General features: G+C 42.2%; 11 protein-coding genes. 9 read left to right on the plus strand and 2 right to left on the minus strand.

Annotation, left to right across the window (positions count from 1 at the left end; translation table 11 throughout):
• The first annotated feature begins 221 nt into the window (after positions 1–221).
• A complete protein-coding gene (locus AC07UV_RS24730; RefSeq protein ID WP_495185697.1) occupies positions 222–1121 on the plus strand; it encodes a hypothetical protein in 900 nt (299 codons plus the stop codon).
• Positions 1122–1169: 48 nt separating this feature from the next.
• On the opposite strand, the gene AC07UV_RS24735 is transcribed toward AC07UV_RS24730, so the two are convergent.
• Positions 1170–1364, minus strand: a complete 195-nt coding sequence (locus AC07UV_RS24735; protein WP_282254489.1) for a hypothetical protein — start codon at positions 1362–1364, stop codon at positions 1170–1172.
• 596 nt (positions 1365–1960) lie between these two features.
• On the opposite strand from AC07UV_RS24735, the gene AC07UV_RS24740 reads away from it, so the two are divergent.
• The 5 genes from AC07UV_RS24740 to AC07UV_RS24760 all read left to right on the plus strand — a co-directional run bounded on the left by AC07UV_RS24740 (position 1961) and on the right by AC07UV_RS24760 (position 5677).
• Entirely contained in the window at positions 1961–2716 is a 756-nt protein-coding gene (locus tag AC07UV_RS24740; RefSeq protein ID WP_495185698.1) for a hypothetical protein, read from the plus strand.
• A 7-nt stretch (positions 2717–2723) separates the two neighbouring features.
• A complete protein-coding gene (locus tag AC07UV_RS24745) occupies positions 2724–3128 on the plus strand; it encodes a DUF5675 family protein (RefSeq protein ID WP_495185699.1) in 405 nt (134 codons plus the stop codon).
• A gap of 426 nt (positions 3129–3554) precedes the next feature.
• Positions 3555–3779: a hypothetical protein gene (locus tag AC07UV_RS24750; RefSeq protein WP_495185700.1), complete on the plus strand. Its 225-nt coding sequence runs from the start codon at positions 3555–3557 to the stop codon at positions 3777–3779.
• 335 nt (positions 3780–4114) lie between these two features.
• Complete coding sequence (locus AC07UV_RS24755) at positions 4115–4894, plus strand: hypothetical protein (protein WP_495185701.1); 780 nt, start codon at positions 4115–4117, stop codon at positions 4892–4894.
• 60 nt (positions 4895–4954) lie between these two features.
• Positions 4955–5677 (plus strand): hypothetical protein, encoded by a 723-nt coding sequence (locus AC07UV_RS24760; RefSeq protein WP_495185702.1) that lies wholly within the window; start codon positions 4955–4957, stop codon positions 5675–5677.
• Between the two features lie 21 nt (positions 5678–5698).
• On the opposite strand, the gene AC07UV_RS24765 is transcribed toward AC07UV_RS24760, so the two are convergent.
• Positions 5699–6019 carry a MazG-like protein gene (locus AC07UV_RS24765; protein ID WP_495185703.1) on the minus strand — a complete coding sequence of 107 codons (321 nt, stop codon included), beginning with the start codon at positions 6017–6019 and terminating at the stop codon, positions 5699–5701.
• Positions 6020–6200: 181 nt separating this feature from the next.
• On the opposite strand from AC07UV_RS24765, the gene AC07UV_RS24770 reads away from it, so the two are divergent.
• The 3 genes from AC07UV_RS24770 to AC07UV_RS24780 all read left to right on the plus strand — a co-directional run bounded on the left by AC07UV_RS24770 (position 6201) and on the right by AC07UV_RS24780 (position 10161).
• On the plus strand, positions 6201–7169 hold the full coding sequence (locus tag AC07UV_RS24770) for an Rpn family recombination-promoting nuclease/putative transposase (RefSeq protein ID WP_495185704.1): 969 nt from the start codon (positions 6201–6203) through the stop codon (positions 7167–7169).
• A 299-nt stretch (positions 7170–7468) separates the two neighbouring features.
• Positions 7469–9355 (plus strand): beta-N-acetylhexosaminidase, encoded by a 1887-nt coding sequence (locus tag AC07UV_RS24775; protein ID WP_495185705.1) that lies wholly within the window; start codon positions 7469–7471, stop codon positions 9353–9355.
• Positions 9356–9585: 230 nt separating this feature from the next.
• Positions 9586–10161 (plus strand): RNA polymerase sigma factor, encoded by a 576-nt coding sequence (locus tag AC07UV_RS24780; protein WP_104381746.1) that lies wholly within the window; start codon positions 9586–9588, stop codon positions 10159–10161.
• The last annotated feature ends 68 nt before the right edge of the window (positions 10162–10229 follow it).

The following is a 10229-nucleotide window of genomic DNA, read 5'->3' on the forward strand; positions in this document are numbered from 1 at the left end:
AAATTAAATCTATGATAGCATGTAAAGGAAACGTTACCTTAAGTAATCATACATATTATTAACTTAGAGGTTAATCTTATTTTCAGCCTATTATGATAGCACTTAAATCTTTCTTTCGGTCGTGGTATGGGAACATGTGGATTATATTATTATTTGCAGGTATTTCATCTTGTTTCATCACTTTTTATACTACTGAAGAATCAACATTTTCGAGTATAACCATGGAAAATCATGGTTTGATATTTCTTTTTAGTTGGGTATTAATGCTATTGGCAATAGTCCCTGTTGCATTTGTCGTATACAGACTTGACTCGAATAAATACCTTGAACCATATGAGCTCATACGCTATCTGATCCAATTTGCGCTACTCGTTTTAGTTTTGGGAGCTGTGGCTTTAAGAATTGTTTACAAGGTTTATTTAGTGGTATTTGGGCAAGATCTGCAAAAAGGCGATTATTTTGAGCGGGATTTTGTCGTAGTCATGTTCTGCTTTATCATGGTTCAGTTTTATTATGCCTTTCGAAAGGAAAGAAAGATTAATAACTATAGTAAAAAGCGTGTAAAAGTAATACAAAAATGGCTTTTGCAGAAAGATGAGCAGATAAGAGCAGAGGAAGAAAAGAGTAGTGAGCTTCGGATGCATTATGAGCATGAATTGAATGAACTAAGAAATCGGAAGCAAAGACTGCGTGCCAATCACGACCGTTTGAGCAGTGACGAAAACAGATTGAAGGCTTGTCTCAAAGAGGCCACCCAACAGATTGAGGTAATGATAGGGGCTGTCAATGAATGCGTAAGAATACCACAGATAGCGTATTTCCATCTCAAGGAAGGCTCCGCCAAATCCAAATTGGTCGATGTACGTTTACTGGATGGCCGTGAAGGTACGGTGGATATAGACTCGCTGGCAAAAATTGAAAAACTATGGCCTAATTTATTTTTCCGTGCCGGTCGGGGGCTGTTGATACAACAGCTGGCCATAAAAGACCAATATAGGGCGGGCAGTGATTATATTGTGGAGCTATTTGGTATAGATCAGGAGCAGCTGAAGGTACCAGCCGAGGCTTACGATAGGCTACTGAAAATAAGGGAAGAATGGATAATTGTGGATGCAAGATAGGATAAGAACCAAGGGGCGGAAGACCGCCCCTTGGTTGGCTTTAAGCACTTAAAGCCGTTCAATAACTTCCGCTAGGGGTAAGTCATAATATGCTGCAAATTCCTGTACGGTTAGCTGTTGATGTCTGGCCTTTCCATAGGCATCTTTTGCCTGCTGGTATTTGCGCTGTGCCTGTCTGGGGCTAAGGTCGAGTACGGAGGCGACATCCTTTGCACTGATACACAGTCGATATTTTTTAGTCATAAGAAATCGGGCTGTGGTATTGACTATGGGCATAGCAAGCGCATGCCGCAGACAATACCTAATGGTACCATGATCTTCCTGTCAGCTGGATACCTCTCTGTCCATATTCGTCAATGTCGGCTATAGACAGCCCTTAAGAAAAAAATTAATAATCTAGAATTAACGAATCAATCGAAGTTTTGTTTTAAATAATTGTCTGACAATTGTTTGATTTAACTCAGCTAACCTATTACCTACGATTGATATTCGTTTACTCAATCCAATTTATTCCTCCTAGATCGCCATACACAACGATAACGCAGCGGCTATAGGCAAGCTACGTTGTAAGTACGACAAGGGTACCAATGACAGTGACTCTTTGGTAGCTTTTTAGTAGCTCTCCAGTACCTTTTTGGTAGGGCATTGGTACCTTTCCAGTACACTCCCGGTACACTGACCGTACTTAAACGCTGCTTCACAACAGACAGATAGTGCCATATCATGCCATTACGAGCCTAATGCTGTCTATTTAAGCCATGTTGGCCATATACGGCCATTTTGGACAGGGATCAGTTTGGTCCTCGACATCTTTGTGTTGTCATTAAAAACTCAATATCATGGCAAAGCAAGAAAGTTTAATCAAGTTTAGAGGCAAGGTCGGGGACCTTTCCTTTAGCAAACACCGCAGTCGCGGTTACGAAGTCCGCATGAAAGGTGGTGTGGACAAGGCAAGGATCCAGACGGATCCCAATTTTCAGCGGACACGTGAAAACATGGCCGAATTTGGTACTGCTGCGGGCACAGCCAAACTCCTACGTATCCAGCTGAACAATCTGCTGCGCACATTTGCAGACAATACCATGCGCAACAGGTTGACCTCACTGATCCACAGGATCCAAAAGTCGGATTCGTCCAATGCACGTGGCGAGCGCATCTTTCTGGAGGAAAATAGCGCCATGCTCAAAGGCTTTGAGTTCAATCAGGCCAGCAACCTAAAAATGCTGCTGGGCGAAAAACTGGATACAGTCTATGATCGTACTGCCGGCGAAGTCACACTGACCATTCCAGAATTCAATCCGCAGAATGATGTCATGTTGCTGCCGGGGGCTACGCATATGCTATTCACCCTGGCTGCCGCAGAGCTAAGTACCGAAGAGGTTCCGCCACGTCCGGTCATGGTAAGGTCGGGATATATTCCGCTCATCGGTGTACATGCCGAGCAAACCCTCCAGGCGCCATTAGTGGTGGATGCTGCAAAGGTCGTGTACATCATTGTCGGTATCTCGATGTATCAGGAGGTCAATGAGGAGTTCTATCCACTCAAGAACAATCCCTACAACGCGATGACCATCGTCGAGGTCGATATTCCATAGTATAGCCATGAGCAACAGGCATACCCTCAAACTCCTACGGAAATATGGGGCTGAGGGAACAAATGGAACAATCACCTTCAACCGCGAGCATATCTGCCATACCATCGAACTGCCGGACCGCAATAACATCAGGCGGATCAGCTGCATCCCGATCGGTCAGTACAAACTGGAGAAGACTCGCTACCAGCGGCATGGTGAGCAGATCGGTATTCCTCATGTACTAAACCGCGAAGGGATCTTGATCCACGCGGCGAATAACGCAAAGGACGAATTGCTCGGCTGCATCGCGCCAGTCACTAGCCTGACCGGTGAGGGACAGGGTACCGGAAGTGGGAAGGCATTAGCTAAACTCAAAGCGCCAGTGTATTGCTTGTGGGATATGGGTGATGAAGTGTATTTGAGTATTCGATAAGGCTTTGGAGTTCTGGAATTAGCTGCTGCGTTCCTTTGTGCCATCTTGCGTCAGCGATAGGCAGTCGGAACGCTAGGCTTTCAATTCCATGATCTCCTTAGCTTAACGAAAAGTGTGTGTTGAAGGGCGGGAATAGATCATGGCTTTCTTTTGTGTCATCTTTTTAGTTCTCTGGCTATATGAATCAAACTCGCTACGCTCGGACAGTGATTTATGCTATCCTCATCTTGCGTCAGTGATAGACAGTCGGAACGCTAGGCTTTCAATTCATTGTCCTCCAGTTTTGAACAGACTACAACACTAAAGCGAAGTCAGTTATTCTTTGCCCTTCAATATTTATCGAAAGGGGTATTGGTGGAGAGGCAGGATTAGCGATCGGAATATATTGCTTCTGATCGCTCATCCTGCCTATTGAGAGTAACAGAAATGAAAAAAATCTTTAACAAAATAGGACAGGTGCTGCAGCTGGTGCTGGCGGCGCCTGTCAAACTACCGGGTAAGGTAGGGAATGTATTAAAATACCTGGCTTTGGGACTAGGGATCGTGGAGACAGTATTGGATCGGGAGGAGCCCCCGCCACAGGCTGACGGCATAACAGAGAAAGGCTCGAAGGAAGCGTTGGAAAGGAGCAAAGCCGATGAAGCTGAATGATATCCGTATCTCCACGCTGGGTGGAACGATCTGCTCCATCTGGGCCAGCATCTCCCTCGGTGATGTAATGCAGACTGTCCTCACCGCTGCTCTGGATACACTGGTAAGTTTTGTAACCAGTCGTTTACTGGGACGTTACAGTAAGCGAAGACGTCCATAATGGATGGCAAGGCGCACCATCCTGGTGCGCCTTATTCTTTTTAAAACGATATTGGATTTTTAGCTCGTTGGAATGGAGATTCATTATATTTTGTTTGTGGATAGAATTCAAAATAGATGAATTAATTTGTCACACATTTTTTTTTATATTTAACTAGTGAAATTTAGTTGAAAAAATGGAATATAAAATTTTTTCCATTCTGCTTGCGCTTATTCTTATAACGGGGGCCTGTGGACATGTGACGCCAAGGAAAACCGGAGATAATTCGGCAGGAATTCCCAAAAAAGACAGTGTAAGCGCTGGTTCTATAGACCGGGTAGGAAACACGGCTATAAAAGATAAAGTTTCTATCAATTTTACCCAGCATAAAACTTTACTCGACCTGATCTTATTATTGCCGGACGACGCATTTTCAAGCTGGGAATGGAAACCGGAAGATCGGTTAAAATGGTATAATGAAATAAAAGCCAATAATTTTTATAGTGATGCTACTTCCAGGTTTTCTAAACAGAAGTATTTTGAACCGGATAGGGCTGGCTTTATGATTGTTGACGGCATTTGGTCTATCAACCTGTATCATGCCGCCGATGGTTCAACCATTGTCATTACAGATGATCATGTCGGAGATGGCCATACTCTGAATTTTTATGAAGTTAGATCTAACAAACTAAACAAGTACATGGACGGAGAGCCGATGCTTTCTGGCTTCAGGGAAACTTTGAAAAAGACTGATCCCGTAGAACTTTGCAGCGAGAAGTTTGAAGCGTTGGAAGACCCTATTTTCGAATACGACTTTTCTAAAAATGATAAAATTGAAATCGAAAGCTCCTGGTATTTAGCGCAGGAATCTTACGGAAACTGCCTAAACGGAAACGCCATACAATACCGTTTCAATCCACAAACCAAGAAATTTGATATGGAAAAGATCTATTGGAAGCCGAAACAAAGTGAATAAAATAATATCTTTCCGGACTGAATGAACAACCCGATATTTTTTAACCACATATAACAACCCATGAATTGGAACAATTACTTATTGGAAGAGAAAGCACCAAATGGAGCTTACGCTCATTTAGGTGTTCTGGAAGGAATGATAACGACACCATTTAACCTTTCGGAGCTACCTGTACATACAAAAATCATAAGTATGAATACACCGCTTAAAAAATTTAAACTTCAGTACAGTAACCTGTCATCATTAAGCGGAAACAACAATATAGAGGCAATAAGCCTGAATGATATCGATGAGGAACGCCTCGCCGTGTTTGCTTTATTACCCAATCTAAAATACCTGCAAATAAGTACAAACCAGCAAAACGAAATTCCCAATCTGTCCTGTCTAAAATCATTGGAGGTTTTGGTCTTGGCAAACCTTAAAAAAGTTGAAAATATTGATTTTGTGAGAGGGATGAAAAACCTGAAAACCTTGTATATATATGGTATCGATAACTTTTATGACTTGACTCCGATTTCAGAATTAACTAATCTCGAAGAACTTTTTATCGATCACGGCAAAATGAAGGGTACAGGGAAATCGGTCAAAAATATGGAACCTTTAAACAGGTTGACAGAACTAAAATATCTTCATTTATCCATCGCATTTGAAGAGAAGATACCCGACTTTAGTGCTTTATACAAACTAAAAAAACTACAGAAACTCACATTGCTGCCAAGATACCTGAAAGCCGGACAAATAGAGGTTTTGAAAAAAGAGTTGCCATTGCTAAAAAATCTATAAAATTTATTGCCCTCGCCCCAATTATTTTAAAGCGGCTTCTGTTTTGATTAAAAATTGATCAACGGCCGCCCTAATATCAATTCCGGATCTTTCCGCCAAGACAATCAGCCACCAAATATTTTCACCAAGTTTATGTTCCAATTCCGCTTCAGAACCGGCTTTCGGCCAACGTTGTTGTTGCGACATAACGTTTCTGCCTACTAAACCAGCGTCCGCTAAATAAGCCAGCGCATCCTCTTCCACAGTCCATTCACTTCCATGGTGCAGCAATTCCAGTTCGCGATATTTTTTTCTGATTTCCATACTGCGGCGAATGATTTCATCAAAATTAGCTATACTCATATCTTTACTATTGTTTAGTCCACATTGGATTTATTTCTAATATAGCCATAATCCATAGCTAATGCTAACCGTTAGTTTTGAAACTAATTCAAAAAGTATTACACTTATTTTTATGCTAAAAATATTAGTTTTATTGAATTATTTTTGCGATATTTACAGTCAACAACCAATTATTGTAGTTATGAAGGAACCAGTTTATATCGACCTAGTTTCAGACTATGCATTTAAGCGTATTTTTGGATCCGAACCCAATAAGGATTTATTGATTTCGCTGTTGAATGGGTTATTCCGTGGACGGAAATCCATTGTCGATTTATTGTACGAAAAGAATGAACATGTTGGGGATAGTGAGGAGATCGGTACCGTAATTTTTGACCTGATCTGTACTGCCGATAATGGAGAAAAGTTTGTGATTGAAGTACAGCGTACTGCACAGATAAATTTAAAAAAACGCATGCTTTACTACAGCAGTAAGCTTATTGCGGATCAGGCTCCCAAAGGAAAACGGCGCGCGTGGAATTATGCGATAACCGAAGTATACATCGTCGTACTTATGGATGGATTTACTTTTTCACAAGCGGAGGAATCTGAAGCTGTTCTTCACGATATTTGTTTGTGTAACAGGGAGACAGGTCGAGTTTTTTATGAAGAGTTGGGGTTTATTTACGTTCAATTGCGTAACTTTACAAAAGTAGAGGCGGAATTGGACAATGATCTTGATCGTTGGCTTTATGTTTTACGGAATATGTCCAAGCTGAACAAGATACCGGTCTATCTGAAGAAGCCTATATTTGAAAAATTATTTAAAATAGCGGAGTACGCAAAGTTGAATAAGGAGGAACGAGCTATGTATGATGTCAGTCTAAAACGTAAATGGGATGCGGAAGCAGTGCGCCAATATCAGGAGCAACAGCTTAATGAGGCTATTCAGAAAGGTATCCAAACAGGTATCGAAAAAGGTATTAAACAAGGCATAGAACAGGGTATTGAACAAGGACTGGAACGGGGTGCCGAGGCGAAAAGCTATGATGTAGTGGAGAATTTGATTACTGAACTGAAGCTTACCGATGATATTATCGTGCGTGTTGCGGAGGTTTCGCTTGATTTTGTACAGAAAGTACGGGCAGATCTAGCCAGAGACAAAAAGTAAGTATTCCCAATTATACAAACATAACAAGCAGCTGTTCATATTTTTGAACGGCTGTTTTTGTACTAACTAAACCTGTATTTGCTGGACATTGTCATCATTAAATTACCCGCTGTCTCAAAAATAATTTCATTTTTTTCTATCGACCCGAGGTCGACTTCTACAATACCGTCGCATAACTTGACCCGCACAGACGCCGGCAATTTCCTATTGCTATGCAGGGGAAACAAGTGTAGAAATAAATAGGTAATAGCTTAATGTCGTTTATTTTATATATTTAGCTATCTACAAAAATCTAAGATATGAATATAGTTTTTTTTAAGAACCGCTTGCTCCTGGCTTTGTTGTTCATCAACCTGAACAGTCTAGTGATAGGACAAACAAAGCCCGCCATTATTCCAGAACCAGTGTCGTATACCCAAGGTGAGGGAACTTTCACAATTGACGCCGGTACTGCTATACGGATACCACAGGGTCATACGGAACTTAAACCGCTTGCCGAGCATCTCAATAATTGGATTGCTGAATTAAATGGTACGACACTGACGATAGCTGACGGATCAGAAAAATCAACTTCAACCATCAGCCTTTTGCTAAACCCTTCCTTGAATAATATCAATAATGACGAAGGCTATCAGTTATCGATCACAAAAAACAAGGTCATACTACAGGCGTGTAAACCGGCAGGGTTATTCAATGGGCTGCAAACCTTCCGGCAATTGCTATGTCAGGCAGCCGACAGTCCCCAACAGCAACAACTAAGTTTACCGGCAGTAGAAATTACAGCCTATCCCCGGTTTCACTGGCGAGGCCTGATGCTGGATGTAAGCCGTCATTTCTTTTCGAAGGATTTTGTGAAAAAATATATTGATGATATGGCCCGTTACAAATACAATGTTTTTCACTGGCATTTAACCGACGACCAAGGCTGGCGCATCGAAATTAAGTCGCTGCCCCGCCTGACAGAAGTGGGGGCTTGGCGGGTACCGAGAACAGGGCAGTGGTGGTCTTATACTCCGCCGCAAAAAGACGAAAAACCTACCGATGGCGGCTACTATACGCAAGAAGAAATTAAAGAAGTGGTCGCTTATGCTGCTGCTAGAAATATAACCGTCGTTCCTGAAATTGATGTACCGGGTCACTCGCTGGCTGCTATTGCCGCTTACCCTTATTTATCTGCGACGGGGTATAACTATATGGTGAATCCCGGTAGCAAATTTTATAACATCGACGATAACACCTTAAACCCGGCAGACGATCGTGTGTATGTCTTTCTAGAAAAAGTAATGAAGGAGGTCGCAGCCTTATTCCCGGGACAATACATCCATATAGGTGGCGATGAGTGTACAAAATATTTCTGGCAGCGTTCGGCTGTGGTACAGAATTTCATGAAACAGCAGGGGATTAAAACCGAACATGAGTTACAGAGCTATTTTATAAAACGAATAGAGAAAATGGTTAAAAAGTACCAGAAAAAAATTATAGGCTGGAATGAGATCCTCGAAGGCGGCCTGGCGCCGGATGCCACGGTAATGAGCTGGCAAGGCGTGCAGGGTGCTATTGACGCAGCAAAACAGGGGCACCAAGTCATTCTCACTCCCGATACGCATACCTACCTGGATTTGTACCAAGGCGATCCTTTATTGGAACCGGACACTTATAGCATGCTGCGTTTAAAGAATTCATATTTGTGGAATCCCGTTCCCACCGGAGTGGATAGTAGTCTGGTTTTGGGTGGACAGGGGAATTTATGGACCGAATCGGTCCCCAACGGCAGGCATGCGGAATACATGACCTGGCCCCGCGCACTGGCCTTAGCAGAGGTTTTTTGGTCACCCACGACAAAGCAGAGCTGGCCGGATTTTCAACAAAAATTAGCGACACATTTTAAGCTACTGGATCAGGCTCGGATCAAGTATTCAACAGCGGCTTTTGATGTACTGGCAACAGCAAAACACGATACCCAAAAACAATTATTGGTTTCTTTGAGTACGGATATCGACGGTTTGGATATTTACTACACCCTGGATAATACCAATCCCGACACGACTTCCTTGAGGTACAAAGGTACACCTGTTGCCATTCCCAACGGGACCTACCAATTAAGGGCACAACCGTTTAAGGGATCGGTACCCGCAGGAAAAATTTTAATTGCCCCGCGTGCTGAACTGGAAAAAAGAGCGAAGTAAATTCCAACATAATGGACTACTAGCAAAAGATTATCGCTGATCGCCATTTGGACAGGCGTCAAAATCAATTCATATAGCTGAAAATTGATTTTAACAATCAAATTTTAGGACAATTGCAAATAAATATTTAATATTGACAAATAAATCTTGATTATTGACAAGTTGGGGCAGGAGTACCTCATAAATCTACCATAACAAATTGACGGATAAAAGTATAGTTAAAACAACAGATGATGCAGTATCGTAATCATTCGGACATGGAGTTGGTTAAGCTGCTCAAGGCCGGCGATCATGCGGCTTATCTGGAAATTTATGACCGCTATAAAACTGTGCTGCAACAGCATGCCTGGAAAAAATTGGGCCGTGCCGAAGATGTACAGGATCTGATTCAGGATCTTTTTACGGAGCTCTGGGTCAAGCGCGAAGTACTGACGCTGACGACAGGTCTGGCCAATTATCTTTTTACAGCTATCCGAAACCGCGCACTCAACCTGATCTATAAACGGCGCAAAGAAGCTCCTTACCTGGATTCGCTGCAGGAATTTATCCGCGAAGGGAATTACCTGATTGACCTGCAGATCCGTGAAAAAGAATTCCAGGAACTGATCCAAAAAGAGGTAGACAGTCTTCCGCCACGGATGAAAGAGGTTTTCAAACTCTGCCGCGAAGAAGGGCTTTCCCATAAGCAGATCGCGGAGCGTCTGGGTACCTCCGAACATACGATAGCCAAGCAAATGACTAATGTGCTCAAAATTCTACGGAAAAATCTAGGTCCATTCTATTTTATTATTTTCCTGATTATCTGATCATTATATATTTTTTTCTTTTTTTTTAATTATTCGATACTTGTTCGCATGCTTTTCTTTGTCATAGG

The sequence above is a fragment of the Sphingobacterium sp. GW821-FHT03E03 genome, from assembly GCF_059420745.1.

What these genes read in the sequence shown, in the direction of transcription:
- AC07UV_RS24780 (WP_104381746.1), top strand. Translation starts at nt 9,586, where the DNA reads ATGATGCAGTATCGTAATCATTCGGACATGGAGTTGGTTAAGCTGCTC.
- AC07UV_RS24750 (WP_495185700.1), top strand. Translation starts at nt 3,555, where the DNA reads ATGAAAAAAATCTTTAACAAAATAGGACAGGTGCTGCAGCTGGTGCTG.
- AC07UV_RS24745 (WP_495185699.1), top strand. Translation starts at nt 2,724, where the DNA reads ATGAGCAACAGGCATACCCTCAAACTCCTACGGAAATATGGGGCTGAG.
- AC07UV_RS24740 (WP_495185698.1), top strand. Translation starts at nt 1,961, where the DNA reads ATGGCAAAGCAAGAAAGTTTAATCAAGTTTAGAGGCAAGGTCGGGGAC.
- AC07UV_RS24755 (WP_495185701.1), top strand. Translation starts at nt 4,115, where the DNA reads ATGGAATATAAAATTTTTTCCATTCTGCTTGCGCTTATTCTTATAACG.
- AC07UV_RS24775 (WP_495185705.1), top strand. Translation starts at nt 7,469, where the DNA reads ATGAATATAGTTTTTTTTAAGAACCGCTTGCTCCTGGCTTTGTTGTTC.
- AC07UV_RS24735 (WP_282254489.1), bottom strand. Translation starts at nt 1,364, where the DNA reads ATGACTAAAAAATATCGACTGTGTATCAGTGCAAAGGATGTCGCCTCC.
- AC07UV_RS24730 (WP_495185697.1), top strand. Translation starts at nt 222, where the DNA reads ATGGAAAATCATGGTTTGATATTTCTTTTTAGTTGGGTATTAATGCTA.
- AC07UV_RS24765 (WP_495185703.1), bottom strand. Translation starts at nt 6,019, where the DNA reads ATGAGTATAGCTAATTTTGATGAAATCATTCGCCGCAGTATGGAAATC.
- AC07UV_RS24770 (WP_495185704.1), top strand. Translation starts at nt 6,201, where the DNA reads ATGAAGGAACCAGTTTATATCGACCTAGTTTCAGACTATGCATTTAAG.
- AC07UV_RS24760 (WP_495185702.1), top strand. Translation starts at nt 4,955, where the DNA reads ATGAATTGGAACAATTACTTATTGGAAGAGAAAGCACCAAATGGAGCT.